Source organism: Telluria aromaticivorans, assembly GCF_013003915.1.
GTDB lineage: Bacteria > Pseudomonadota > Gammaproteobacteria > Burkholderiales > Burkholderiaceae_D > Telluria > Telluria aromaticivorans.
The window spans coordinates 338,337-363,265 of record NZ_JABAIV010000005.1; the positions used below are offsets into that span (position 1 = coordinate 338,337).

Genomic DNA, 24,929 nt, shown 5'->3' on the forward strand with positions numbered 1-24,929 from the left:
GGTATTTCGTAATTATCTATTCAATTGTACAACTAATTTTCAATCTGATACTCACTAGCAACAAGAATCAGACTTCTATCCCGAGTATTGTTGTCTCACCGCAACAATAGCCCCAATGCAATTCTCTCATAAAGTCACGGAAACATTAATTGTTTTTTGATTAAGCGTCAGTGTAGAACCATCCGGGCCGAGATGCCGCACGGTATGGTAAATGCTGACAGGATTGCAACAATTTGGGGAGTATGAGACGCCGATGGACGTTTCTGGGGAGAATCTTGGGCAGAATGGTGCATACCCCCGGGGGGTATGCACGCAAAAGGGGAGCGTAGGCGCGGCTACAACAAACGCAAAGCGTTACAACTCGATACAAACTTTTCCATTAAGCAAGGCCTAATTGGCCCTGGAAGCGCTTACTGCCCGGCCCAGCTCGATCACCGACATGGCATAGAAATAACTGCGGTTGTACTTCGTGATGGCAAAGAAGTTATCGTTCGCGACCCAGTATTCGGTCGCCTCGGCGCCATTCTGCAGGTCGACCAGTCCATACAGGCGCTCGGCCGGAAGGGCAGTGGCGGCCGTGACACCAGCTGCGCGCAGCTCTTCCGGGCGCAAGGTGGCGGCCAGGCCGCGGTCGAGCAGCTTTTCCCAGGCATGGTTCGGCGACACGTCGGCCGGCACCGCTGGTGCGTCGCGGTATTCCGTTTTCCAGCCGTGCTGGACCAGGAAGTTGGCTACGCTGCCGATCGCGTCCTCGGGCGAATTGCGCAGGTCGATCTGGCCGTCGCCATTGAAGTCGACGCCAAATTTCAGGATGCTGCCTGGCATGAACTGCGGCATGCCGACCGCACCCGCAAACGAACCGAGCAGCGAGAACGGTTCGACCTTGTGCTCGCGTGCAAACAGCAGGGTGTTGGCCAGTTCGCTGCGGAAGAACTGCATGCGGCTGGCGCGGTTCGGCGTGTCCGGATAGCCGAAGGCCAGCGTCGCCAGCGTGTCGAGCACGCGGAACTTGCCGGTGTCGCGGCCATAGATGGTTTCGACGCCGATGATGCCGACGATGATCTCGGCCGGCACGCCATAGGCGGCCTCGGCGCGCGCCAGGGTCGTGGCATGCTCGTTCCAGAAGCGCACGCCGGCGGCGATACGGATCGGCTCGATGAAGCGGCTGCTGTAGACCTGCCAGTTCTTCGGCTTGCCCGGTGGCATGGGCTTGACCAGCTGCACGGCCGAATCGATGAAGCGGGCCTGGGCGAACAGCGATTCCAGGTAGGCGCGGTCGAAGCCGTGCTGGCTGACCATCTCGTCGATGAACTCGCGCATGGCCTGCCATTCAAGGAAATTGCTGTGCTCGCCGTCGTAGTCGATCACGGCGGCCGCCGCTGCGGTCTTGATCACGCGGCTCGACTTGATCGAGACCCGCTTGCCGGACTTGGCGGCTTTGGTCTTTGCCGTCGCTTTTGCCTTCGTTTTGCCAGGCTTGGCCTTGGCGGAAACGCTACGGGCGTGTGGATCCTTCGCGCCGGCATCAGCCTGCCCGATCGGGGCAAAGGCCAGTGCCAACGCAGCAAACAGGGGAACAATCGATTTCATCTAACTTGCGACAATAAACTCTTCAAGGTAGTGGCCAGCCGCACGGTCGTCTCGGGCTGGGGTGGCGCATAGCGCCATGCGCTGTAGCGGCGCAAGAACTCGGCGGCGGCTTCACGTGATGGCGGCGCCAGCTGTTGGGTGGCCGCGATCCGGGCCGCATAGGAGGTGGGCCCTTCGTCCGCTGCACGGGCCAGGCCCAGGTGGGCAAGGCGCTTGCATAGGGAAGAGTATACCGCTTCGACAGGATCAATTTCCCCGCGGCGGTGCAAAAATCTGCCCAGGAGCAACACTCCAGCGCCAAACGTTAGCAAGGCGACAAATCGCCAGCCTCCCAGGCTCGACTGCAGGTTCTTGAGCACGCCGCGCTGGCGTTCAGGCGTGTAGTTCAGCACCCACTGGTTCCAGCCGTTGTTGACGGCGCCAATCGCGTTGCGCAGGCGGCCCAGCACCGAATCGCGCTCGAGCTGGAACATCGACAGGCCGCGCAGCGCGTCGATGCCGAAGGGCGCCGGCGCTTCCACCGCCGAGGCCAGGTTGCGCCGCACCCGCTCCGGCGCCACCGCGGCGGTCGGATCCACCCGCACCCAGCCGCGCCCGTGCATCCAGACCTCGGCCCAGGCGTGGGCATCGGACTGGCGCACCGTCATGTAGCCGTCGATCGGATTGAGTTCGCCGCCCTGGTAGCCGGTGACCACGCGCGCCGGGATCCCGGCCGCGCGCATGAGGAACACGAAGGCGCCCGAGTAATGCTCGCAAAAGCCGCTGCGCGTCCCGTACAGGAATTCATCGATCGAATGGCGGCCGAGCAGCGGCGGCTCCAAGGTGTAGCTGAAGGGCTGTTCGCGGAACTGGCGCAGCACGGCATTGACGCGGCGGGCCGGCTCCGGTTCCTTCCGCAATGCCAGGCCGGCGGCGAGGGCGCGCGGGTTGAAGCCATAGGGCAGCAGCAGCCACTGGCTCGGGTCGTCCAGTGCATCGGCGCGGTCCAGCGTGTAGTCGGGATAGGACGCCATCGTATAGCGCACGCGCTGCGCCAGCGGGCGGCTGCTGGTCATCTCGAGCTGGTGCGAGACGCTGACCTTGTGTCCGGCCACCGGCGGCAGGTGGCGCGGCATCTCGAGCGTGAACAGCCAGCGCGTGTCGGACGGCTCCAGCGTGACCTCGTAGCGCTGCGGCTCGCCGCGCACGCGCAAGGGCACGCTGGTGCGCGTCGGCGTCGAGCCGCCGCGGGTCCAGGCCACGCCATCAAAAGCATCGAGCACCAGGCCGCGCCAGTAAAGCTGGCCCTTGTCGGGCACGCGGCCATGGAAGCGCACCCGGAAGGCCGGGTCGTCCGACATGGCCAGGCTCGACATCTGGCCCGGGGCCATGCGGTCGGACAGGCCGGACTTTCCACCGCCACCACCGCCGCCGCCCGGCATGCTCCACAGCGGCCCGCCCAGGCGCGGGAACACCACGAACAGCACCACCGCGATCGGCGCTGCGAACAGCAGCATCTTCAGGCCGAGGCCAAGCCGTGCGCGCAGCGGCGGCACGACGCCGGTGAACTGGAAGGACAGCTGGGTGGTGAGCAGGGCCAGCACCGCGGCCACCATCAGCAGCGCGCTGCCGATGCCCTGCGCGTAGAAGAAGTTGGTCAGCACCAGGAAGAAGCACAGGAAGATCACCACGTACAAATCGCGGCGCGCATGCATCTCCAGCATCTTGAAGGCGACCAGCAGCACCAGCATGGCAACGCCGGCGTCGCGCCCGAGGATGGTCCCGTAGCTGAACTGAACGCCCGCCATCGCGGCGGCAGCAATCGGCAGCAGCACCAGCGTCGACGGCATGCGTTTGCCGCGCAGCGTAACGGCGGCGCGCCAGGCCAGCGTGGCCGCGCACAGCAGCGACACCCACAGCGGCAGGTGCGCCGTGTGCGGCGCCAGCACCAGCACCGCGCTCCCCAGCAGCAGCAGGGTGTCGGCCTTGTCGCGCGAGAGTGCCTTGAGCGCGTTGGCCTTCATGCAGCTTCCTTCATGCCGTACAGCGCCAGCGCGCGCAGGCAGGCCGCCTGGTGGGCGGCGCCCGCGGCGGCTTCGTAATGCGTGGCGCCGAGGCGGAAGGCATAGGGCAGGGCGCGCTGCTCGGCATCGAGCACCCAGCGCGTCATGCGCGACAGCCGCAGTTCCAGGTCGAGCTGGGCCGGGAGCGCGGCGAAATCGAGCACCAGCTCGTCGCTGACGCCGCCTTCGAAATGCTTGGTCACAAGCTGCCCGCCGAGCGCGGGGTCGAGCCGGGCGATCTGGCGCCATGCAAGCTGGCGCGGCGAGTCGCCTGCCTGGTAACTGCGCACGCCCGCGAAGTCGTCGTTACCCCCCAGGCGTCCGCTGCCGGCGCCGCTTCCGCTGGATGGCAGCGGCGGTGCGCCTTCTTCCGGGCGCGGGTAGACCAGGGCCCGTGCCGCCGGGCGCCAGTAGCTCCAGGCGCGGAACAGGCCGAGCGGGAAGCGGGTCGACAGCACCACGCGCGCCGGCTGCAGCCAGCCGCGCGCGCTCGTTGGCACGCCAAGGAGCACCGCCGCGCTGCCGTGGGCGCCGATGTCGGTGACGTGGCGCTGCTCCGCGCTGTCGGCGAAATCGATCCAGACGCCGTAGCGCGCCAGCGCGGTGCGGTTGGTGAGGTGCAGTTCGAACTGGGCTTCCTGGCCGGCGAAGACCGCGGGCACGCGGCCCTGCTGCAGGCGTAGATGGGCCAGGTTACGGTAGGTGAAGACCATGTCGACCAGCGCGCAGGACAGCGCCAGGAAGGTCAGGGCAAAGCCCAGGCCGAGCGTGTAATTGATCGACCCGACCAGCAGCACCAGCAGCAGCACGGCGAAGCCGATGCCTGCGCGCGAAGGCAGGATGAAGATGCGGTGCTGGCTCAGCACCACTTCGCCCGTGTCAAGCGTGCCGCGGCGCGGCAGCCATTTGCCGGTCGTGCGGCGCGCCCAGCCGCGCAGTCCTCCCGATGACCGGCTCGAGCCCGCCACCATTTACAGCGCGACCGACTTCTGCAGCTGCAGCACCAGGTCGCGGCTGGCCAGCGCCATGCCCTGCGCCGCCTTGAGCGGGCGCAGGCGGTGGGCGCAGACCGGCACCAGCACGGCCTGGATGTCTTCGGGGATCACGTGGTCGCGTCCCTCCAGCGCCGCCCAGGCGCGCCCGGCCTGCAGCAGGGCGATGGCGGCGCGCGGCGACAGGCCCTCGGCGAACAGGCCGTTCTGGCGCGACGCCTGGGCCAGCGACTGCACATACGTAATCAAGGAAGGCGAGGCGTGGATTTCCTTGAGCGCGCGCTGCGCTTGCGCCAGCTCGGTCGGCTGCATCGCCGGCTGCAAGTTGCGCAGCATGGCGCGCCGGTCTTCACCCATCAGCAGCGCGCGTTCGGCGGCGGCGTCCGGGTAGCCCAGCGAGAGGCACATCAGGAAGCGGTCGAGCTGCGACTCGGGCAGCGGGAAGGTGCCGACCTGGCTGGCCGGATTCTGGGTCGCGATCACGAAGAAGGGTTCGGGCAGGGCGCGGGTGACGCCGTCGGCGCTGACCTGCCGTTCTTCCATCGCTTCCAGCAGGCCGGACTGGGTCTTGGGCGTCGCCCGGTTGATCTCGTCGGCCAGCAGCACCTGGGTGAAGATCGGGCCGGGGTGGAATACGAAGTCGTTCTTCTCGCGCTCGTAGATGGAGATGCCGGCCACGTCGGCCGGCAGCAGGTCGCTGGTGAACTGGACACGGTTGAACTTCAGGCCCAGCGAGATTGCCAGCGCATGCGCCAGCGTGGTTTTGCCCACGCCGGGCAGGTCTTCGAGCAGCAGGTGGCCGCCCGCCAGCAGGCAGGTGATGGCGAGGCGGACCTGCTGGTCCTTCCCGACCACGACCTGGCTGACCTGGCGCGCGGCGGCGTGTAGTTGATTGAACATGGTTGGGTTCCGGTGGTTCATTCGGTGGTTCATTCGATACGGGCGCCATGCTGGTCGAGCGGAGGCGGGCGCCGGCATGGTAGATTAGCGCCATCGGCAAGCTTTATACTCCGTCGGCAACAAGCCTTCGCATTGATTCTATGCGAGAAAGGGCGCGCGGGTGAACAGGCGCGGCCACGCATGCATGGCGCATGGGTGGTCCGGCACAAAATACGCAGGCAGAGACAAGCACAATGAGCACAGCAATCTACAGCCACCCCGACTGCTTGCGGCACGAGATGGGCGACTGGCACCCCGAATCGCCGGCGCGCCTGCAGGCGATCGACGACCAGCTGATCTCGGCCCGCCTGGACGGCCTGCTGGAACAGCGCAGCGCGCCGCTGGCCGACATGAGCGACATCCTGCGCAACCACACGCCGGGCGCAGTGGCGCTGGTGCGCGACAACGTGCCGCTCGAAGGCGACTACTATCCGCTCGATGGCGACACCATCCTCTGCCACCACAGCTACCAGGCGGCCCTGCGCGCGGCCGGCGCGGCAGTGGCGGCGACCGACGCCGTGATCCTTGGTGAAGTCGACAACGCCTTCTGCTCGGTACGCCCGCCGGGGCACCACGCCACGCCCACCGAGCCGATGGGGTTCTGCTTCTTCAATAACGTCGCGATCGCGGCGCGCCATGCGATGGAAGTGCACGGGCTGGAGCGCGTAGCCATCGTCGACTTCGACGTCCACCACGGGAACGGCACGGCGGATGCCTTCCGCAACGACCCGCGCGTGCTGATGGTGAGCCTGTTCCAGCATCCTTTCTACCCGTATTGCGACCCTGAGCCGATCACCGCCACCAGCGTCAACGTGCCGGTGCCGGCGCTGTGCGATGGCGAGGCGGTGCGCAAGCTGGTGACGGAGCTGTGGCTGCCCGCGCTGCATGCGCACAAGCCGCAGATGATCTTCGTCTCGGCCGGATTCGACGGCCACCGCGAGGACGACATGGGCGGTATCGGCCTGGTCGAGGCCGACTACGCCTGGATCACGCGCCAGGTGATGGGCATCGCCAAACAGTATGCACAGGGCCGCATCGTCAGCTGCCTCGAGGGTGGGTATGCGCTGTCGGCGCTGGGGCGGAGCGTGGTGGCGCATTTGAAGGTGCTGGCGGAGCTCGAATAGGGATTGGGCTGCGCGATGGACTTGGACCCCGGCCTTCGCCGGGATGACGAGCAAGGGCAGCCGAACATAGCAAACGCTTTTTTTCATTTCCAGCTTCAAAACCGTCGTTCCGGCGCAGGCCGGAACCTGAGTTCACGACGCGCAGCCTCAGCGCGGAACGCAGCCCCCATCCTCCCGATCTAACCCTTCCTTGGATACTTCGCCCCGGTGCGGCCGTGTGGTTCGACGCGCCCGTACTCGGCGACACCAATAACAGGGAGACAACCGTGAGAGCTATCCGCAGCTTCTGCGCGCTATGCCTGTTCCTCGCTTCCAGCCTGGCAGCCGCGGCCAACTACACCCTCTGGATCAACGGCCGCACCGGCGGCGGGGCGATCGGCAACTACAGCGACTTCAACTACTGGGGACCATCCACGGTCGCAGCCGGCGTCAACAAGAAGGCCGTCGACTGGGACGGCCGCAACAGCATCGCCACGCAAAACGGCAAGGTCCGCGACGCCCTCGACTGCTTCTGTACCGGCACCAACTGGTGCTATATCGTCACCCACAGCGCGGGCGACCTGATGATGGGCTATACGCTGGCCAATTACGGCGGCTCGCAGCGCCTGAAGAAGAACGCGAGCCCGGCAACTGGTGGCGTGTGCGGCAACAGCGACGGCAGCTCGCAGCTAGGGTGGAACATCAAGTGGGTGCGCGCCGCCTCCGGCGCGGCCGGCGGCTCGGAACTGTCCGACGCCGGTTCCTGGACCACCTCCGAACCGCTGGTGCAGGACCTCAAGACCTCCACCGCGCGCGCCATGTACAACCACAACACCACGCGCAACGTCTGGTTCTACATGTATGCGGCAGCCAGGGGCACGGCCTACTCGGCGCTGCTGCCGGGGCAGGACGACGAGGTCGTGGCCTACCACAGCACCGGCGGCGTTTCCGGCAGTTCGGGCAGCTCCTGCTGCAACCCGGGCGACTGGTTCTGCAACGACCTGACCTTCGGCACGGCGGCCAACCAGGGCGGGCGCGCCAAGTGGGGCTGGCACTCGGTGGTGTTTCGCGACGACGTCGAGAACTACAACCACTATGCCGGCGGCAGCTGGGGCGGCATCGTCGGCGTGGTGCGCAGCGCGGTGGTGAATACGGCCCTCTGAGCGGTCCGATCCAATAAAGCGACAGTGCAATCCTTTTCAATTGTGCAAATTGACACGCGTAAATGTCAGGCATAGAGTCGAACTCAGCCGTACAGTCGGCTGACAACGACGACAAAAGGAGAAAGACAGTGAGACAAATACGCATCATCTGCGCGCTGTGCCTGTTACTCGCGTCAAGCCTGGCATCCGCCGCCAACTACACCCTCTGGATCAATGGCCGCACCGGCGGTGGGGCCATCGGCAACTACAACGACTTCGCCTACTGGGGGCCGTCCTCGACTGCGGCGGGCATCAACAAGAAGGCCGTCAACTGGGACGGCCGCAGCAGCATCGCCTCGCAAAGCGGCAAGGTGCGCGATGCACTCGACTGCTTCTGCACCGGCACCAACTGGTGCTATGTGGTCACCCACAGCGCCGGCGACCTGATGATGGGCTATACCCTGGCCAATTACGGCGGCTCGGCGCGCCTGAAGAAGAACGCCAGCGCCAACACGGCCGGCGTATGCGGCAACAGCGACGGCAGCTCGCAGACCGGCTGGAACATCAAGTGGGTGCGCGCCGCATCGGGTGCGGGCGGCGGCTCGGAACTGTCCGACGCCGGTTCCTGGACCACCTCGGAGCCGCTGGTGCAGGACCTCAAGACGTCGACAGCGCGCGCCATGTACAACCACAACACCACGCGTAACGTCTGGTTCTACATGTACGCGGGCGCGAAGGGCACCGCCTATTCGGGCATCCTGCCAGGCCAGGACGACGAGGCCGTGGCCTACCACAGCACCGGCGGCGTGGCGGGCAGTTCCGGCGGCTCCTACTGCAATCCGAGCGACTGGTTCTGCAACGACCTCGCGCTCGGCACCGCGGCCAACGAGGGCGGCAGCGCCAAGTGGAGCTATCACTCGGTGATCTTCCGCGACGACAGCGAGGCCTACAACCACTACGCCAACGGCAATTGGGGCGGCATCGTGGGGGTCGTGCGCAACGCCGTGGTGAACAGTGCCTTCTAGGCAGACACCTGCTGCGCCACGCGGCTGGCGCCGCTACGCCTTGCCCCTTGGGCTCGGTGTGGCGGCGCTGGCCGCGCTCGGGCTCTGGATGAAAGGCGGCGCGGAACAGGCGGCTTCCACCGTAGCCTCCGCGCCGCCGCCCGCCGGCCCCCAGTTCTTCGGCCAGGTCGGGGGCAACGAAGGCCTGGCGATCCCGAACGACCGCGCCGAGCGCCGCCGCCAGCTGGTCGAGCACGTCCAGCTCACCGACCACACCTATTGCAGCTACCGCGAAGGCAGCAAATACCCGATGGAGTCGCGCCCGGCCGCGCACAACCCCGACCAGCTGCACCCGAACCAGCCGATCGCCGAGATGCACCCGATGCGGGTCGAGGGCGGGGCTACCTCCGCCACGGTGCTGCTGCAGACTTCGCAATCCCATGTCTACCTGGCCGCCGGCGAATCCGCCGCGTTCTCGCTGCGGGCAGTGAATGCGCAGGGCGAAACCGTGCCGCTGGTGGTCACGCGCGCGGTGGCCCAGGGCATGACTTACGGCGCCAGCCGTGCCACCGGGCAGGTGGCGCTGGCCTTTGCTGACGACGGCGCCGGTGCCGACCCGGTCTCCGGCGACAATGCCTTCGCCGGCGTGCTGTCGCCGGCGCAGACCGGGCTGGCGGGCTTTCACGGCACCATTCGCACCGAGGTGCGCTACACCGCCGGAGGGCGCAATGGCTTCGCGCTGTTCGACGTGGTGTACACGCCGACCCTGCCGGCCACCTGGAGCGGGCAGGTGCGCGAAGCGGTCGAGAACGGGTCGCTGAATTTCTACCTGCGCCTCGATGTACGCCAGCCTGGCCGCTATGTGGTCACCGGGCGGGTTGACGATGCGCGTGGCCGGCCGTTCGCGGTGGCGACCTACAACGAGGTGCTCGAGACCGGGCCGCGCGAGATCAGGCTGGCGGTGTTTGGCAAGCTGATGACGGACGAAACGCCGGCCTTGCCCTTGACCTTGCGCGACGTCGACGGCTACCTGCTGCGCGAGAACGTCGATCCGGACCGCCTGTTGATGCCGCGCCTGGCGGGGCGGGTGGTTGCCAGCCGCACGAAGTCGATGAACGGGGTGTCGAACGCGGAGTGGCAGAGCGAGGAACGGGACCGCTATCTGGCCGAATATGCGAAGGACCGTAACATGGCGCGCGAGCGCCTGGCGGCCTTCGAGCCGGGCCAGCCACTGCCGCCCAGTGCCTGTGCCCAGCCGGGAGCCCCGACGCGGCCTTAGACTTTAGACCGGCAGCAGCGGGAAGCGGTCGACGAAGCAGGCGGCGCCGATGACGCCGCACAGCATGCCGAATGCAAACCAGCGTGCCAGCGACTTGTTCGGGACCTTATGGGTGATGATGCGCATGTAATTCTCCGGATTGCAGGCAGGGACGAGAACCACAAGTGTGCGCCGGTCAAGATCAAATGCGTTGCATTGCATCAACAGACTGGCCAGAACGGCTGGTCTGTTGCTTCGATGCCGCAGCACCAGCGTAAAATAGCGCCCTGATTGAAGATTGAGAGAATAGAGCATGTCGATACAATGGTTCCCGGGGCACATGAATGCGGCCAAGAAGGAAGCCGCCGAGCAGATGGAGAACATCGATCTGGTGATCGAAGTCCTCGACGCCCGCCTGCCGGAGGCGAGCTGCAACCCGCTGGTGGACCAGTTGCGTAATTTCCGCCAGCGCCCCTGCCTGAAAATCCTGAACAAGACCGACCTGGCAGACCCGGTCGCGACCGCCGCGTGGAAAGCGTTCTACGAGGCGCGCAAGGGCGTGACCGCTTACCCGATGACGACCAAGAAAGCGGCGGATGTCGCGCGCATCCCCGACCTGGCCCTGTCGCTGGCGCCGCACCGCGGCGTGCCGACCAAGCCGCTGCGCATCATGATCATGGGGATTCCGAACGTCGGCAAGTCCACCCTGATGAACGCGCTGCTGAAGAAACGCGTGGCCAAGGTCGGCGACGAACCGGCCGTGACCAAGGTCCAGCAAAAGCTCTACCTCGGCAAGCACACCGTGCTGGTCGACACTCCCGGCATGCTGTGGCCGAAGATCGCTATGGCCAGCGACGGCCTGATGCTCGCCGCGAGCCATGCGATCGGCACCAACGCGCTGATCGAGGAAGAAGTGGCCGAATACCTGGGCAACCTGCTGCTGGAGCGCTACCCGCAACTGTTGACCGCCCGCTACGGCTTCAAGACCGACGGGATGGACGGCGTCTCGGTGATCGAAGGTGTGGCGGCGCGCCGCGGCTTCCGCGTGCGCGGCGGCGAATTCGACTACGAAAAAGGTGCGCACACGCTGCTGCAGGACTACCGCACCGGCGCGCTGGGGCGGATCAGCCTCGAGACGCCGGAAAGCCGGGCGGCGGCGCTGGCGCAGCATGCCGCTGAAGTCGCGGAGAAGGCACGTCTGGCGGAAGAGAAGGCGGCCAAGAAGGCGGAAGAGGCTGCGCGCGGCAAGCGCGGCACGTAACGCCACCGGTTTTGCCTTTGTAGGGTGGGCGGGTCTCCCGCCCACGCGGTGATAGTTAGCGGGTGAACTGACGCACGGGCAGCATTGCCATGATTTGAACGCGCGGGCGGGAAGACCCGCCCACCCTACCAAACCCCATCAGCGTGCCCATCCCGCGCGCCAGTCCCATTGACCGATCAGCGTACGACCACACCGCGCGCCAGTTCCATCAACCCGAACAGCCGCGCGCAACGCATCCACGCCAGCGCCAGCACCGCCAGTTGCGCCAGCAGCAGCCCGCCCACCAGGCTGGCCGCACCCAGCGCCGGCACATTCAGGCGCGCCACCGCCAGCGCGCCGGCCAATCCCAGCCCCACCACCGTCACCCCGACATAGAAGCCGAGCGTCGCGAGCGGCCGTCGCGCCAGCACGCGCAGTCCATCGCGCCAGGCCAGCACCGCCGACTTGCGGCGCCGGTCCAGCGCCAGCACCGCGCGCCCGGCGTCGAGCGTGGCATGGGCCAGCAGCACCAGCAGGCCGGCGATGACCGCGGCGGCAAGCTGCGCATTCCCCGCCGAGGATTCCAGCACCGCGCTAGCAGCATGCTCGTCCGCCGCACCGACCGCGATCGAGGCCAGGAAAGCGGCCATCCCAAGCGGCACCACCGCCCACAGCATCATGCGCAGCAGGCGGCCATATTCGTGCACGCCGCCGGCAGCCAGCGCCGCGAAGCCGATCGGGGCCGGGGCCCGCGCCGCGGTGATGGCCGCGCCGGTGAGCAGCGGCGACAGCAGCAGCGTCATCACCAGCGCCACCAGGCTGCCGCCGGCCAGGGCCGAGGCATGCTGGCCGTGCAGGCTCAGGACGTCGGAGATGGCGACCAGGTCGAGCCGCCGCGCCAAAGCCGGGGCGTGCACCGAGCGGTCGAAGGCGGCGCCCAGCATCCGCCATACCGGCAGCGCGGCCACCATGGCCGGCAGCAGCAAGGCCAGCAGCCAGAGCAGCATCAGGCGCCATTGCAGGGCAGGCCGGAGGGCGCGCAGCAAGCCATGTTGGACAGGGGCGGCGCGCGGCGCAGCAGCTTGCAGCGTCGGCGCTGCAACAGGAGCGTTCATGGTCGTCATACGGTGGCGATGAAGGACAGGATGAGTTGGTAAAGGGCCGCAGCTTCGCTGCCCCAGCGGGTCGATGCGCTGCCGTCAGGCTTCATGGTGCGGCTGTCGTCGAGCTTGTTCACGTCGAGGTAATGGTTGCGGCGCGGATCGAGTTCGGCCGATACCGCACGCGCGGTCCTGGTCCAGCTGAAGGTGCGCCACTTTTCATCGGCGTGCCAATCCACGGTCTCGCTGCTGCCGTCCTCGAATTTCACGAGCAGCGTCTGCGGCACGCTGGCGCCTTCGCGGCGCACCGTCACCTGGGTGTGCCAGGGGAAGGGGCCGGTCCCCTTTTTCGCTGCCGGATTCGCTTTTTCCCATTGTTTGCGGATCTCCGCGATGCGTTTGTCCAGCGCCGCCCCGGTCTCCCCGATGCGCTTGCCATCCACGAGGCGGGTACCCGCCAGCGGCAGCGCTTCGTCGCTCGACAGCTCGGACACGCGGTCATCGACGCGCGAAGTCGCATACACCTGCTTGGCGAAGACGTCCTCCACCGCCGCACGGGCGCCGCTGCCATCGGCCAGCGCCTCGCGGAAGTCGGCAATGCTCGGGTGGCGGAACTGCCAGCGGCGGTAGTACTCCTTGAAGCCGCGCTCCATCGCGGCGCTGCCGATGCGCGCCTCCAGGTCGCGTAGTACGGTGGCGCTGCGGGTGTAGACCGGGCCGATGCCCTGCAGGCGCCGCCAGGCGTTCTGGCCTGGCGCGTCGGCCGGCTTGTCGCGCGGCGAAGCCATGCGCAGGGTGTCGAAGGCCGCGAAGGCGGGTGCCACGCCGATGCCTTGCAAGAACTGCGGCAGCGGGTGCACCTGCTGGCCGCGCTCGCGCAGCATGCGGGTGTCCCAGTATTCGTTCAGGCCCTCGTCGAGCATCGGTTCCTCGAACTCGTTGTTGGCGAGGATGCCGTAGAAATAGCCGTGGCCGAATTCGTGGATGGTCACGCCGTCCAGCTCATACTCGGCCAGCGACTTGGCCGGCACCTCGGCATAGCCCGAGGCGGTGATGAAAGTCGGGTATTCCATGCCGCCTGCTTCCTGCGCGTTAAATGGCGGGATCACAACGGTGAGCGTGCGGTAAGGGTAGGGGCCGAGCGTGCGCGAGAACCAGGCCAGCGCATCCCTGGCGGCCTTCATCGCCGGCTTTGCGCTGGCTGCGTATTCGAGGGGGTAGAGCACCCGGACGGTCACGGGCGGGCTGCCCGGGCCGTTCCAGGTCTCGACCAGCGGGGCAGCCGAGCGCTTGTCGGCGGTCCAGGCGAAATCGTGCACGTCGTGCTGCACGTAGCGGTGGGTGAGCTGTCCGTTCTTTTCGGCGGGCGCGCCCTGCAGTTCGCCGGTGGCGCCGACCGTATAGCCCTTCGGCACGGTCAGGCTGACGTCGTAGCTGCCGAAGTCGGCGTAGAACTCCGAATCCATGTGGAATTCGTGCGCGTTCCAGCGCGGCGCCGTGGCCCCGCGTTCGCCCGGCAGTTCCAGTACCGCGATCTTGGGGAACCACTGCGCCACCAGGTGGAAGCTGTCGAAATAGCCGGTGCGCGCGGTCACGCGCGGCAGCTGGGTGGTGAAGGCCATGTCGAACGTGGTGGTCGCACCCGGCGCCACCGCCTGCGGCAGGTCGAAGCGCGCCACCGTGTGGTCGGTGGGCGGGCCATTGTCGGGCTGGACGAAATGCCATGCGACCTGCGCGCCGCCTTGCGTCACGCTGCGCAGGGCGATGTGGCCCCATTTGCCGTCGCCGTCGCCGTCGCCGTCGCCACTGCCCTGGCCGCTGCGGAAGCGTTCGCCGCGCTGGCGCTGCTCGGTATGAAAGGTGCTGCCTTCGCCCTCGAAGGCATTCATGTAGAGGTGGACGTAGACGCTGCGCACCGGGACCGCGCTGCGGTTGCGCCAGCTGAGCTGCTGGCGGCCGGTGACCACGTGTTTCACCGGGTCGAGCGTCGCTTCGATACGGTAGTTCGCCACACGGTCGGATAGCGTGGCGTGGGTTGCGGTACGCATCCCGCCCCAGGCATCCGGCCTGCTGGGCACCGTGACCGCGGCGGCGTCCGGCGCCGCCAGTGCGATGCCGTCCAGCGACGGCGGCACGGCGGCTGCCGGCATGTCGGCTTGCGCGAACCAGGCGCCGGCGCCGCCGATGGCAAGCAGCGCAGCCAGGACGGCCGTGCGCAGGCCTCTATGTTTTCCTTGTCGATGCATGCAGGACTCCTTGTCGATGTTGTTCTTGTACTGGCTCGACTATATCCAGACGATGGTCGAAAGGCCAAGCTTTTGCGACAGGACGGCCAAAGTGCCGACAGGAGCGCCCAAGCGCGGCCCAGGGCTTGTCAGGTTATAATCGCTGCGTTTTGGTGCCCGCGCCCGCGATCAGCGAGCGCAGTTAAACGGGAAACACGAGGCAACGGCGCTGCGCGCTGCTGCCAAGATGTGCTGCCCCCGCAACGGTCAACAAGCGTCGTCCTCCAGGTAGTGCCAGGGGACGGCAGGCCGCCTCGAACACCACTGTGCAGCGACGCATAGGAAGGTGAGGCGGTCGGTCTTGCAAGCCCGGATACCGGCCAGGACAGGTGGAAGCGCCATGGGCTCGCATGCTGGTGGCGTCTTCCGTTGACTCCGGTGTGCGGGGACGCAGGCCGGTGCTTTTACCCGAGAACCATCACATGAAATTTGCTGCCGTACCACGCAGCGCGCCGGCCCTCACGCCGCTCGCGTTGGCCTGCGCCTTGTCGTCTTCCATCCTTGCTGCCAATGCCTGTGCCCAGGAACAAAGCGTCCGGGCGCCCGAACTGCCCGCTGTCGTCATTACCGGCGCGCGCTTCCCGGCGCAAGCCGCCGACGCACCGATCGGCGCCACCGTCATCACGGCCGACGAGATCCGCCGCGCCGGCGCCCTTGATGTCAACAGCGCGATCCGCAAGATCGGCGGCGCCTATGGCCGCCAGAGCCTGGACGGCTCGCCCGACTTCGGGCTGGACCTGCGCGGCTTCGGTTCGAACAGCAGCCAGAACCTGGTGATCCTGGTCGACGGCGTGCGCATGAACGAAAACGAACTGTCCGGCGCGACCCTGGCCTCGATCCCGGTCGATACCGTCGAGCGCATCGAGATCACGCGCGGCGGCAGCAGCGTGCTGTATGGCGAAGGCGCCACCGGTGGCGTCATCAATGTCATCACGAAGCGCGGTGCAGCGCCCGGCTACCACGGCTCGCTGAGCGTGGAGGGCGGCCGCTTCGACCAGCACGACGTGCGTGCTTCCGTGCGCCACGGCGCAGGCCCGCTCTCCTTCGACCTGGCCGCTGCCCACCAGGGTACCGACAACTACCGCGACAACAACGCCTTCCGCCAGAAGGGGATCAGCGGCGGCTTCCAGTGGGCCGTCGATGGCACGCGGCTTGGCATGCGCGTCGACAGCGCGCGCCAGCACATGCGTTTCCCGGGTTCACTGACGCAAGCGCAGTTTGAGGCCAACCCACGCCAGACCCTGACCCCGAACGATTTCGGTTCCACCGACAGCGACCGCGTCACGGCCTTCGCCGAGCACCGCGTCGGCAGCCTCGAGCTGGCCGCCGAACTGGGCCACCGTGAGCGCGAAGTGCGCTCCGCCTACGACTTCGGCGGCTTCCTGTCCGAGGCGACCTACCGCTCGCGCCAGACCCAGTTCTCGCCGCGCCTGCGCCAGACCGCGCGCTGGGCCGCCCTGGAGAACGAATTCGTCGCCGGCATCGACCTGGTGCGCTGGGAGCGCGCCACCAGCTTTGGCTCAAACGCCAGCCAGGACTCGAAAGCCGTCTACCTGCGCGACGAGATGCGCTTCGCCGGCGCCAGCAACGCCCGCCTGGCCCTGGGCGCGCGCCACGAGCGCTTCGAGAAGGACGAGGCCAACGCTACTTTGGCCGTGCCTGCCGGCGAGCAGTCGCAGAACGGCTGGAGCGTCGAAGGCAGCATCGATGCCGCGCCAGGCCTCACCCTGCACGCCAAGGCCGGACAAAGCTACCGCATCCCGAACGCTGACGAGAACGGCTACCGCTCGACCGGCGCGCTGCTGGACGTGCAGACCTCGCGCGACCTGGAACTGGGCGTGAGCGCCGGCAGCCAGGCGCGCCGCATCTCCGCACGCGTATTCCGCCACCGCCTGCGCAACGAGATCTTCTTCGACCCGACCCTGTCCGGCGGCTGGGGCGCCAACACCAACCTCGACCCGACCCGCCGCCAGGGCGTCGAAGTCGAAGGCCAGCTCGCGCTCGGCCAGGCATGGCGCTTCACCGGCCAGTGGCAGCGCGTCGAAGCCGAGTTCACCGCTGGCCCGAACGCCGGCCGTGAAATGGTGCTGGTGCCGAAGAACGTAGTGACCACGCGCCTGGCCTGGACACCAAGCGACGCCCACAGTGCCGACATCGGCGCGCAGTGGGTCGGCAGCCAGCGCTACGGCAACGACTTCACCAACACCTGCGGCGCTCGCATCCCGTCCTACGCCACGGTGGACGCGCGCTACGCCTACCGCATGGGCGCATGGGAAGCGGCCGTCACGGGCCTGAACCTGCTTGATCGCCAGTACTACAGCAACGCCTATGGCTGCCGTTCGGGCATCTACCCGAGCGATGGCCGCCAGCTGAAGCTGTCGCTGCGGTACGACTTCTGATGGGCAGGCTGATTCGCCTGCTGCCGGCGCTGCTGGCCTTTACCGCGGTCAGTGCCGGGGCGGCGGTCAGCGTGGTGGACGACGCCGGCCGCCGCGTCACCGTGCAGGCGCCAGCGCAGCGCGTCATCTCGATGGCGCCGCATGCCACCGAGCTGCTGTTCGCGGCCGGCGGCGGCGCGCGCGTGGTCGGCGCCATGAACTACAGCGACTATCCGGCAGCGGCCAAGACCATCCCCCTGGTCGGCAGCAACAGCCAGATCGACATGGAGCGCGTCCTCAGCCTCAAGCCCGATCTGATCGTGGTCTGGCATACCGGGAACACGGCGCGCCAGATCGCCCAGCTCGAATCGCTCGGCATCCCGATCTTCCACAGCGAGCCGAACCGGCTGGCCGAGGTGGCCGGCAATATCGAGCGGCTCGGCCGGCTGCTGGGCACCGGCCCCACCGCCCAGGCGGCGGCAGGGGCTTTGCGCAGGAAGCTGGCCGGCCTCGAGGCGCGCTACGGCAAGCGCTCGCCCGTGACGGTGTTCTACCAGATCTGGGACCAGCCGCTGTACACGCTCAACGATGCGCAGATCGCCAGCGATGCGATCCGCATCTGCGGCGGGCGCAATGTGTTTGGTGCGCTGAAGGTGGTGGCGCCGGAGGTCAGTATCGAGGCGGTGCTGGCGGCCGACCCGGAGGCGATCCTGGCCGGCAAGCGCTACGACCCGGCCAATCCGGGGCTCAAGGTGTGGGCGCCGTTTCCGGGGATGACAGCGGTGAAGCGGGGCAACCTGGTCACGGTCGATGGTGAGCTGTTGACGCGGCCGGGGCCGCGGACGGTGGAGGGGGCGGCGGCGCTGTGCGAGGTGCTGGACGGTGTGCGGAAACGCCGGCCGAGGTGATTTCGGTCTGAAAATTGGGCGGGAACGACGTGCTAAATGAGCGGGCCGCGAGATCTGAACTTGCAGTTTGCTCCAAGACCGTCGTTCCCGCGAAGGCGGGAACCCAAGTTGGTTTCATAGCCACTAACTCAACATCAAACCGTTAAATCCGTAAGCAAATGCAAAATTGCCGCCCCAGCTACTAAGGGAGCGTAAAAAGATGGTAATCTCCCGGCGTTTGCTCAATCACTTGTGGAAGGAAATCTATGCGTTCCCTGCGTTTTGCCCTCATCGCCGCCACCATGGTCGCCAGCACTGCCTTTGCTTCGCCGGCAGACCCGAAAAACGGCGTGGACTACCAGACGCTGACCGCTCCCCAGCCGGTCCAGGCGGTGGGTAAGAAGGTCGAAGTCATCGAATTCTTCGCCTACCACTGCCCTGCGTGCAACATGGTGGAACCGATGATCCAGAGCTGGGTCAAGAAGCAGGGCGACAACATCGTCATGCGCCGCGTGCACCTGCCGTTCCAGGGCCCGGCCGATCCGGAAGCGCACCTGTTCCTGACGCTCGAAGCGATGGGCAAGCTGGAAGAATTCCACCCGAAGATTTTCCGCGCCGTGCACGTCGAGCGCAAGCGCCTGATGACCGATGACGCGATCATCGACTGGGCCACCAAGAACGGCCTGGACAAAGCCAAGTTCATGGAGACCTGGAACTCGTTCGGCGTGACCACCAAGCTGCGCCGCCTGGGCCAGCTGCAGGCCTCCTACAAGGTGACCGGCACCCCGACCATCATCATCGACGGCAAGTACGTGGTCTCGCCAGGCCAGGTGGCCGAAGCGAACAAGATCCAGGACGTGAGCCAGATGCTGCAGGCGACCGCCCAGGTCATGGACGCACTCGTTGCGAAGGCAGCCAAGACCAAATGAGCAAAGACGTCGAACGCGAAGTCCTCAAGATGTACGATGGGTCCCGGCCCAACGAGGACGACCTGTTTGAGACCAGCCATGTGAACCACATTGCGTGGTCGCTGGCGGCCTTCTTCGCGGGCCTGGCGATCTGGCTCGCCATCGCCCTGGTGAATGCCGAGAACCAGCGCCACGCCCTGATGACCAACAAGTGTCCCGATCCGCTCTTCAAGGGCGGCATCGACAAGGCATGCCTCGTGACCGTGCACTCGCGCGACTACTGGTGGGAACACCTGTGGTACGGCATTACGCACGTGCGCACCGTCCCCGAGACCAGCCAGCGCTGATTGCGCTGGTTCGGCGCTGGCCTAGCGGGTCAGCGCCTTCCGCTCTTCCAGCGACAACACCTGCACCGGCTTCACCGGCGTTCTGGAGCGCGGCTCGAAGAAGGGATTGTCGCGGTAGCCGCCTCCCAGGCGCGCCTTCAGCAGCATCATTCCGACCCTGGCCACGACCCCGAAGGTAGCGACGCCGCCCGACGTTACGGGCTTTGTTGCCGATGCCGTGTTCACGTGGGACCTGACCGGACCGAGCTCGCGGTCCATCTGTTCGGGCGAGACATCCAGGCAGGCCCGTATCAAGCCCACATACGAGGTACGCGGGTCGCGCGGCGTGGTTCCGACCGGTGTGCGGCAGCAGCTGGCATACCAGCGGTACAGGCCCTTGGGGCTAAGCGACATGCAGGCCAGGTGTTCCAGGCCGCTGTCGAAACGCACGGCAGCGGGCAGGGTGGCGGCGACCTCGGTGCCGCCGGCGGCATCGAGCGCGCCCGGGCCCAGGAAACGCCCGAAAGCCTGGCAGTCCTTGCAATAGCAGACCGCGCGCGCGGCCACGCGCGCCGTGTCGACTTGTCCCCGTAGTTTGCCGCAGCGGCAGCGTAATTGCATCGTCATGATGGGTCTCCGTTCATGACAATAGTGTAATGCGCCGCTGGCGGGAACGCGACATCAAGATGATGTCCGCACCGGCTCAAGGCGTGACGGTACCGGCTGCTACCGGCGTGGGCGGCCGGCGCCGCGGCTGGATCACGATGGAAGCGCGCCCGGCGCCGGCACGGTCGTCGCCGGTGCTGGTATTGCGCAGGCTGAACTGCTCCTTGCGGCTGTCGTAGGAAATGAATTCGCCCACCGCTTCGTCGACCAGTGCGCCGTCCTGCAGGCGCTGTACCCTGGCCTTCGACAACAGCTTCACGAGGCCGGTCCTGTCGTCGTATTCCACGCGCTCGGCTTCGCCTTCCATCCATTGCTCGCCCGGGCCGTCCGCTTTCTGACGGAAGCGCACCTTGCTGCCGCTGCCGGCTTCCAGGGTCGCGCGCTGGTAGCCCTCGGGCGAGGTCTCGACCCGGCCGCGCCAGGCGTCGATCAGCATGGTCCCGCGGGTGATCGTCACCCCGCCATCCATCAGCGCGATGCCGGTGAGCGTGTCCTGGTCGCATTTGCGGCAGTCGATCTTGGTCTGCTTGTAGGCGTCGGCCTTTTCGGCGGAGGCTTGCGCGGCCACGCCCAGCAGCAGGAACAGGAAAGGGACGATGCGCTTCATGGAAATCTCAATCATGATCGTTAAACGGGAAGGGTAATGACGAAGCGCGCCCCTCCCAGCCTTGATGCTTCCGCGCGCACGGTGCCGCCGTGCAGCGCCACGGCCTTGCGCGCGATCGACAGGCCCAGGCCGAAGCCGCCGGTGGCGCGGTCGCGGCTGCGATCGAGCCGGTAGAAGGGCTCGAACACCTTTTCGCGCTCGTCTTCGGGAATGCCCGGGCCGTCGTCGTCCACCGTGATCTCGACCGCATGTGGGTTGCGCGTGGCCGCCAGCAGGATGCGGCCAGTGGCGTACTTTTGCGCATTGCGCAGCAGGTTGCAGACCGCGCGCGCCAGTAGGCGGCGGTCGAGTTCCAGCTCGCCCAGGTCCTCGGCCAGCACGCAATCCAGCTGGTGCGGGGAGGGCGGCAGCATCTCCGTGCATTCGCGCAGGACCGGCGCCACCGGAGCCGGCGCGGCCTGCAGGTTGCGGGCGCTGTCGAGTTTGCTCATGTCGAGCAGCTCGTTGACCAGGGCATTCAGCTCGCGCAGGTCGCCCTCCATCGCGCCGATGCGGCGGCTCAGGTCGGGGTCTTTGGCGCGCGCGTCCAGTAGTTCGAGGGCGAATTCGAGCCGCGCGATCGGCGTGCGCAGCTCGTGCGACACCGAATGCAGCAGGCTTTTCTGTGCTTCCAGCAGGTCTTCGATGCGGTCGGCCATGTGGTTGATGCGCTCGGCCAGCGGGTAGACCGCCTCGGAAGGTTTCATGCGCGCGCGGGCGCCGAGCTTGCCGCTGCCGAATTCGTCCGCCACGCGCGACAGCGCCTGCAGTCCCTGCCAGTGCGAACGCGACCACAGCGCGATGGGCAGCAGCAGGGCGATCGCGACGATTACATAGCGCAGGGCTTCCATCTTGAGCGCCTGCCCGATGTCGATCGGCAGGTTTTCGGCGCGCAGCACTTCTTCGTGGCTGCCGATATAGCGTTCGCCGCTCAGGTCGACCCGGCGGAACAGGGTGCGCCGGGCGGGATCGAGCACGATCTCGCCGCGGTCGAGCGCAGTACCGCTGCTACTGCCGAGGGCGGCGCGCGCCTCGGCTAGGGTGACCAGGTCGTAGCGAACGTCGGAGACGACGCGCACGTTGTTCAGGCGCGTGAGCCATTCGTCGGACGGCGCCTTGTCGACGTATTGTTCGAGCAGGAAGATTTGCGCGGCCGCCTGGCTGCGGGCGATGTCGTCGAGCGGATCGCCGAACAGCCGGCTGAACGCGAAGTAAATCACGAAGGTAGCCGCCGTGATCGAGAGCATGACCAGCACGAAAAAGCGGAAAAAGATACGGTTCACGTATCCATCCTGCATGACTTGCGGTTACTGGACGCTGCGCAATACATAGTTTCTCCTTGCGCGCATTGTATAGGAGCAAGGGCCCACTGGCGACATAGAGCGATGAACTAGGCTTCCCGGGCCAGGCGCCCCGTCGACGCCCTTACAAATTGATGACAATTCGCCGACAGTTTAGGGGGGAATGAATTATGCAGGAACCTTAAGATACTCATCATCAGGTATCTGGTTTTATCTGGTTTTCCGTTTGCCCGCCTGATATGCGAGTGTCGGCGGGTTTTTTTATTCCCAAGGAAACGACTGGCGAAGAGACACGCCAGCAGGAGAAGAACAAGATGAACATGGCTGGGCGCGTCCTGCTTTCTGTCGCCGTGATCGGCGTTACCCTGGCTGCCTGTGGCGGCGACGACTCCACTACGGAGCAGTCCAGCCGCACTGCGGTGCAGGGTATCGCCGTGGGCGAGCCGAATGGCGGCGTGCCGGTCGTTTCCGAGTACATCAAGATGGCGCAGGGTGCTTCCTGTGCCGACACCCGCAACAAGCTGTACGTCATCGACAGCAAATACGTATTGTGGGACCGCGCCGGCCAGTGCGCCGACGCGGCCTACGCCCAGACCCTGATGGGCTTGAGCCCGCAGGCGGTGCTGTGCAGCGCCGGCCAGACCATTGCCGGTCCACGTACCAGCTGCAGCGACGCCAGCCTGCGCCCGCTGTTCGACACCATGCTGCAGAACCTCGACAAGGCCGACCTCGGCCTGGGCGCCGGCCACAAGGTCGAACCGGTCGACCTGCTGCCGGCGCCGGGTGGGTCGCTGGCCTTCCAGACGCTCTCCCATACCACCCGCTCCGCGATCACGGCGCCGCGCGAGGTCGTGGTGCGCGACGCCGACGCCTGGGCCACGCTGTGGCAGGAACATGCCGGCACCGACTTGCCCCTGCCGGCGGTCGACTTCAGCCGGCAGATGGTCATCGGCGTCTTCCTGGGGGCGCGCTCGAACGGCTGCTTCGATACCGCCATTGCCAGCGTCATACCGGGCGAGGGCAGCTTGGAGGTGCTGCACGTCGACACCGAGCCGGGACCAGCCGTGTTCTGCACGATGGCGATCACTTATCCGGCCCACCTGGTCGTGGTCGACCGGAGCAGCGCACCGGTGGTCTTCTCCAAGAAAATTCATATCATAGGGTAACAATTAGTGAGAATTCGTCTTGCCCGACGTAAAATATCGGCACGCGAACTCCCGGTTGTAACGACATGAAAAAGCTTTTCGTCCTGGTCCTGGCCGTCTATGGCAGCGCTGCAAGCGCGCAGACGCCGACCACCAACCCGATGCCCGATGGCAGCCGCGACATGTATGCGGGGCTGGGCGCCGTCTCGGCGCCGCGGTACGAGGGGGCGGACAACAGGAAGACTTCCGCATTGCCGGTGCTGCAGGTGCAGTGGAGCAGCGGCGCCTTCATCTCCGGCATGAACGCCGGCGTCCATTTGTCCGGCGATCCAACCATCGAGTACGGCCCGCTGGCGGGGCTCCATCCGCGCCGCAGCGAGTCCGGCACGGGCGGGCGCATCGGCGACGCCCTGGGCGCGACCCTGGGACCGGTGACGACCCGCGAGCGCCTGGCCGGCGTCAACCGGCTGGCCGGCATGGAGGAGGTCAAGCTGCGTCTCGAAGTGGGCGGCTTCTTCAATTATTACGTGGCGCCTGAATGGCGCCTGACCAGCAGCATCCTGGCAGGTTCCGGCAACGACAGCGACGGCGTGCGCGCCCAGGTCGGCGTCCAGCGCCTGGCGCTGCAGGTCGCGCCGCATCATGCGGTGTCGCTGTCGGCCGGCGCCACTTTTGTCAACGCCGCCTACAACCGCGCGTATTTCGGCGTCAACCCGTCCGAAGCGGCCAGGAGCGGCAACCTGGAATACCGCCCGCAGGGCGGCCTGAAGGATGTCTACGTGGGCGCGCGCTGGAACTGGACCGTGTCGCCGTCCTGGATCGTGACCTCCAGCGTGCAGGCGACCCGCCTGGCGGGCGATGCACGCCACAGCCCGCTCGTCGAGCGGCCCACCAACCTGACGGTTTCGACCGCACTGGCCTACCGGTTCTGATGATGCGCCTCGCCCACGCCACTGCAAGCGTCTGCCTCCTGTCCACGGCCTCCCTGGCCCTGGCGCAGGGGCAGCCGCACGCGCTGGAATGGGCAAGCTACCGCGACGCCTACCGCGCCATGGTGGTGTTCGAAAAATACGGCGGCGCCAAGAACCTGCTCAACAATCACCTGCAACTGGTGCCGCGCGAGAAGGGCGTGCTCGGCGACGGCGTGCAGCTTGGCTTGAGGGGCAAGACCGTGCAGACCAGCCTCGCGCTCGATGCGCTCGGACGCGCCGTGCTGCCGCTGGTGAAGGCCGCGTACGACGAGAACGCGGTGCTGGCGCCGAACCGCCGGCTGGGCGGCGGCTTCGCCCTGCGCTCGCGCGTTTCGATCGCGCCGCAGCTGGACAACACCTACGACACGACCGGCCTGCGCGCCGCCTGCGAACAGGCGCTTGCCTTTGCGCGCCACATCGACGCCACCGCGCGCTCGCGCCAGTGCGTGGGCGTGCGCATGGTGTTCCCGAAGAAGAGCGGGGACGTGTCGGTGAAGCTGCGCCGCGCGGATGGCGAGCAGCCATTGCAGCTGGTGGTGGGGCCGGCGTTTGCGGGGGATATCGATACCGATTTTCCGGCGGCGACTTACCGGTTCGCGGGGGAGAGCGCGCAGCTGGTGACGTATAGCGCGCCGCTGGCGATTGTGCCCTTGTTCGAGTAGGGCCGGGCTCTGGGCGCTGCCCCCGCATCGTAGGGTGGGCAGATTCTGCCCACGCGATCAACGAACGGTGGCCAAATCGCGGCGCGACAATTCATACGTGACTTGAACGCGTGGGCAGGAAACCTGCCCACGCTGTAACAGCAAAGTAGAAATGTCCGCTTTTAGCAAAGTTAAAATGTCCGTTTTCCAAAAGTCACACTCGCTTTTGAGCGGATGCTTTTTTCGCTGCCGTGGTGCCCTGCGTGATGATGGCGGCTGGTAAATCGACGCGATAGGGGCGGGCACGTTGTCTCTTGTCGAGCGTCGCGTGCAGCGATTTTGGATCAGTATCGGTAATGCTCGTT

22 protein-coding genes and 1 riboswitch are annotated in these 24,929 nt (G+C 66.7%); of the genes, 12 read left to right on the forward strand and 10 right to left on the reverse strand.

Going from position 1 to position 24,929, the window contains the following annotated elements:
- Positions 1-390: 390 nt before the first annotated feature.
- Genes mltB through HGB41_RS16245 form a run of 4 tightly spaced genes read right to left on the reverse strand, consistent with a single transcriptional unit; the run spans position 391 to position 5,524 of the window.
- Positions 391-1,590 (reverse strand): lytic murein transglycosylase B, encoded by a 1,200-nt coding sequence (mltB, locus tag HGB41_RS16230; protein ID WP_171086274.1) that lies wholly within the window; start codon positions 1,588-1,590, stop codon positions 391-393.
- On the reverse strand, positions 1,587-3,593 hold the full coding sequence (locus HGB41_RS16235) for a transglutaminase TgpA family protein (RefSeq protein ID WP_171086276.1): 2,007 nt from the start codon (positions 3,591-3,593) through the stop codon (positions 1,587-1,589). The genes mltB and HGB41_RS16235 overlap by 4 nt, the downstream gene beginning before the upstream one ends.
- Complete coding sequence (locus HGB41_RS16240) at positions 3,590-4,603, reverse strand: DUF58 domain-containing protein (protein ID WP_171086278.1); 1,014 nt, start codon at positions 4,601-4,603, stop codon at positions 3,590-3,592. Before HGB41_RS16240 ends, HGB41_RS16235 begins: the two co-directional genes overlap by 4 nt.
- Positions 4,604-5,524, reverse strand: coding sequence for an AAA family ATPase (locus tag HGB41_RS16245; RefSeq protein ID WP_171086280.1), 921 nt, complete (start codon positions 5,522-5,524; stop codon positions 4,604-4,606).
- 233 nt (positions 5,525-5,757) lie between these two features.
- On the opposite strand from HGB41_RS16245, the gene HGB41_RS16250 reads away from it, so the two are divergent.
- From HGB41_RS16250 to HGB41_RS16265, 4 genes are all read left to right on the forward strand, one after another.
- Positions 5,758-6,687, forward strand: coding sequence for a histone deacetylase family protein (locus tag HGB41_RS16250; protein ID WP_171086282.1), 930 nt, complete (start codon positions 5,758-5,760; stop codon positions 6,685-6,687).
- Between the two features lie 266 nt (positions 6,688-6,953).
- Entirely contained in the window at positions 6,954-7,829 is an 876-nt protein-coding gene (locus tag HGB41_RS16255) for a hypothetical protein (protein WP_171086284.1), read from the forward strand.
- A gap of 128 nt (positions 7,830-7,957) precedes the next feature.
- Positions 7,958-8,833 carry a hypothetical protein gene (locus HGB41_RS16260; protein ID WP_171086286.1) on the forward strand — a complete coding sequence of 292 codons (876 nt, stop codon included), beginning with the start codon at positions 7,958-7,960 and terminating at the stop codon, positions 8,831-8,833.
- Positions 8,823-10,091, forward strand: coding sequence for a flagellar basal body-associated FliL family protein (locus HGB41_RS16265; RefSeq protein ID WP_171086288.1), 1,269 nt, complete (start codon positions 8,823-8,825; stop codon positions 10,089-10,091). Before HGB41_RS16260 ends, HGB41_RS16265 begins: the two co-directional genes overlap by 11 nt.
- Before the next feature lie 3 nt (positions 10,092-10,094).
- On the opposite strand, the gene HGB41_RS23755 is transcribed toward HGB41_RS16265, so the two are convergent.
- Positions 10,095-10,217, reverse strand: coding sequence for a hypothetical protein (locus HGB41_RS23755; protein WP_267874205.1), 123 nt, complete (start codon positions 10,215-10,217; stop codon positions 10,095-10,097).
- Positions 10,218-10,410: 193 nt separating this feature from the next.
- Between HGB41_RS23755 and ylqF the strand changes: the two genes are divergently transcribed.
- Positions 10,411-11,331 carry a ribosome biogenesis GTPase YlqF gene (gene ylqF / locus HGB41_RS16270; protein WP_229423074.1) on the forward strand — a complete coding sequence of 307 codons (921 nt, stop codon included), beginning with the start codon at positions 10,411-10,413 and terminating at the stop codon, positions 11,329-11,331.
- A gap of 176 nt (positions 11,332-11,507) precedes the next feature.
- On the opposite strand, the gene HGB41_RS16275 is transcribed toward ylqF, so the two are convergent.
- Together HGB41_RS16275 and HGB41_RS16280 are read right to left on the reverse strand one after the other, a co-directional pair.
- Entirely contained in the window at positions 11,508-12,434 is a 927-nt protein-coding gene (locus tag HGB41_RS16275) for a hypothetical protein (RefSeq protein WP_212760973.1), read from the reverse strand.
- Positions 12,431-14,656, reverse strand: a complete 2,226-nt coding sequence (locus HGB41_RS16280; RefSeq protein WP_171086295.1) for a M1 family metallopeptidase — start codon at positions 14,654-14,656, stop codon at positions 12,431-12,433. Before HGB41_RS16280 ends, HGB41_RS16275 begins: the two co-directional genes overlap by 4 nt.
- Positions 14,657-14,789: 133 nt before the next feature.
- A riboswitch (cobalamin riboswitch) is annotated at positions 14,790-15,034 on the forward strand.
- A gap of 83 nt (positions 15,035-15,117) precedes the next feature.
- Between HGB41_RS16280 and HGB41_RS16285 the strand changes: the two genes are divergently transcribed.
- The 4 genes from HGB41_RS16285 to HGB41_RS16300 all read left to right on the forward strand — a co-directional run bounded on the left by HGB41_RS16285 (position 15,118) and on the right by HGB41_RS16300 (position 19,215).
- Positions 15,118-17,094, forward strand: coding sequence for a TonB-dependent receptor (locus HGB41_RS16285; protein ID WP_171086297.1), 1,977 nt, complete (start codon positions 15,118-15,120; stop codon positions 17,092-17,094).
- Positions 17,094-17,981: a cobalamin-binding protein gene (locus HGB41_RS16290; protein ID WP_171086299.1), complete on the forward strand. Its 888-nt coding sequence runs from the start codon at positions 17,094-17,096 to the stop codon at positions 17,979-17,981. Before HGB41_RS16285 ends, HGB41_RS16290 begins: the two co-directional genes overlap by 1 nt.
- Positions 17,982-18,226: 245 nt before the next feature.
- Positions 18,227-18,889 (forward strand): thiol:disulfide interchange protein DsbA/DsbL, encoded by a 663-nt coding sequence (locus HGB41_RS16295; protein WP_171086301.1) that lies wholly within the window; start codon positions 18,227-18,229, stop codon positions 18,887-18,889.
- Positions 18,886-19,215, forward strand: a complete 330-nt coding sequence (locus HGB41_RS16300) for a hypothetical protein (protein WP_171086303.1) — start codon at positions 18,886-18,888, stop codon at positions 19,213-19,215. Before HGB41_RS16295 ends, HGB41_RS16300 begins: the two co-directional genes overlap by 4 nt.
- A gap of 21 nt (positions 19,216-19,236) precedes the next feature.
- Here HGB41_RS16300 and HGB41_RS16305 read toward each other — a convergent pair whose 3' ends face one another.
- From HGB41_RS16305 to HGB41_RS16315, 3 genes are all read right to left on the reverse strand, one after another.
- Entirely contained in the window at positions 19,237-19,821 is a 585-nt protein-coding gene (locus tag HGB41_RS16305; protein WP_212760974.1) for a DUF6151 family protein, read from the reverse strand.
- 76 nt (positions 19,822-19,897) lie between these two features.
- A complete protein-coding gene (lptA, locus tag HGB41_RS16310; RefSeq protein ID WP_171086309.1) occupies positions 19,898-20,467 on the reverse strand; it encodes a lipopolysaccharide transport periplasmic protein LptA in 570 nt (189 codons plus the stop codon).
- A 20-nt stretch (positions 20,468-20,487) separates the two neighbouring features.
- Positions 20,488-21,789, reverse strand: coding sequence for an ATP-binding protein (locus HGB41_RS16315; protein WP_171086311.1), 1,302 nt, complete (start codon positions 21,787-21,789; stop codon positions 20,488-20,490).
- A gap of 332 nt (positions 21,790-22,121) precedes the next feature.
- On the opposite strand from HGB41_RS16315, the gene HGB41_RS16320 reads away from it, so the two are divergent.
- From HGB41_RS16320 to HGB41_RS16330, 3 genes are all read left to right on the forward strand, one after another.
- Positions 22,122-22,973 carry a protease complex subunit PrcB family protein gene (locus tag HGB41_RS16320; protein ID WP_171086313.1) on the forward strand — a complete coding sequence of 284 codons (852 nt, stop codon included), beginning with the start codon at positions 22,122-22,124 and terminating at the stop codon, positions 22,971-22,973.
- A gap of 65 nt (positions 22,974-23,038) precedes the next feature.
- Positions 23,039-23,884, forward strand: coding sequence for a MipA/OmpV family protein (locus tag HGB41_RS16325; protein ID WP_171086315.1), 846 nt, complete (start codon positions 23,039-23,041; stop codon positions 23,882-23,884).
- Positions 23,884-24,585 (forward strand): hypothetical protein, encoded by a 702-nt coding sequence (locus tag HGB41_RS16330; protein ID WP_171086317.1) that lies wholly within the window; start codon positions 23,884-23,886, stop codon positions 24,583-24,585. The genes HGB41_RS16325 and HGB41_RS16330 overlap by 1 nt, the downstream gene beginning before the upstream one ends.
- The last annotated feature ends 344 nt before the right edge of the window (positions 24,586-24,929 follow it).

Bases quoted from the DNA above. Each gene is read 5' to 3' on its own strand.
- mltB (WP_171086274.1), bottom strand. From the start codon at position 1,590: ATGAAATCGATTGTTCCCCTGTTTGCTGCGTTGGCACTGGCCTTTGCC.
- HGB41_RS16235 (WP_171086276.1), bottom strand. From the start codon at position 3,593: ATGAAGGCCAACGCGCTCAAGGCACTCTCGCGCGACAAGGCCGACACC.
- HGB41_RS16240 (WP_171086278.1), bottom strand. From the start codon at position 4,603: ATGGTGGCGGGCTCGAGCCGGTCATCGGGAGGACTGCGCGGCTGGGCG.
- HGB41_RS16245 (WP_171086280.1), bottom strand. From the start codon at position 5,524: ATGTTCAATCAACTACACGCCGCCGCGCGCCAGGTCAGCCAGGTCGTG.
- HGB41_RS16250 (WP_171086282.1), top strand. From the start codon at position 5,758: ATGAGCACAGCAATCTACAGCCACCCCGACTGCTTGCGGCACGAGATG.
- HGB41_RS23755 (WP_267874205.1), bottom strand. From the start codon at position 10,217: ATGCGCATCATCACCCATAAGGTCCCGAACAAGTCGCTGGCACGCTGG.
- ylqF (WP_229423074.1), top strand. From the start codon at position 10,411: ATGAATGCGGCCAAGAAGGAAGCCGCCGAGCAGATGGAGAACATCGAT.
- HGB41_RS16275 (WP_212760973.1), bottom strand. From the start codon at position 12,434: ATGACGACCATGAACGCTCCTGTTGCAGCGCCGACGCTGCAAGCTGCT.
- HGB41_RS16280 (WP_171086295.1), bottom strand. From the start codon at position 14,656: ATGCATCGACAAGGAAAACATAGAGGCCTGCGCACGGCCGTCCTGGCT.
- HGB41_RS16285 (WP_171086297.1), top strand. From the start codon at position 15,118: ATGAAATTTGCTGCCGTACCACGCAGCGCGCCGGCCCTCACGCCGCTC.
- HGB41_RS16290 (WP_171086299.1), top strand. From the start codon at position 17,094: ATGGGCAGGCTGATTCGCCTGCTGCCGGCGCTGCTGGCCTTTACCGCG.
- HGB41_RS16295 (WP_171086301.1), top strand. From the start codon at position 18,227: ATGCGTTCCCTGCGTTTTGCCCTCATCGCCGCCACCATGGTCGCCAGC.
- HGB41_RS16300 (WP_171086303.1), top strand. From the start codon at position 18,886: ATGAGCAAAGACGTCGAACGCGAAGTCCTCAAGATGTACGATGGGTCC.
- HGB41_RS16305 (WP_212760974.1), bottom strand. From the start codon at position 19,821: ATGACGATGCAATTACGCTGCCGCTGCGGCAAACTACGGGGACAAGTC.
- lptA (WP_171086309.1), bottom strand. From the start codon at position 20,467: ATGAAGCGCATCGTCCCTTTCCTGTTCCTGCTGCTGGGCGTGGCCGCG.
- HGB41_RS16320 (WP_171086313.1), top strand. From the start codon at position 22,122: ATGAACATGGCTGGGCGCGTCCTGCTTTCTGTCGCCGTGATCGGCGTT.
- HGB41_RS16325 (WP_171086315.1), top strand. From the start codon at position 23,039: ATGAAAAAGCTTTTCGTCCTGGTCCTGGCCGTCTATGGCAGCGCTGCA.
- HGB41_RS16330 (WP_171086317.1), top strand. From the start codon at position 23,884: ATGATGCGCCTCGCCCACGCCACTGCAAGCGTCTGCCTCCTGTCCACG.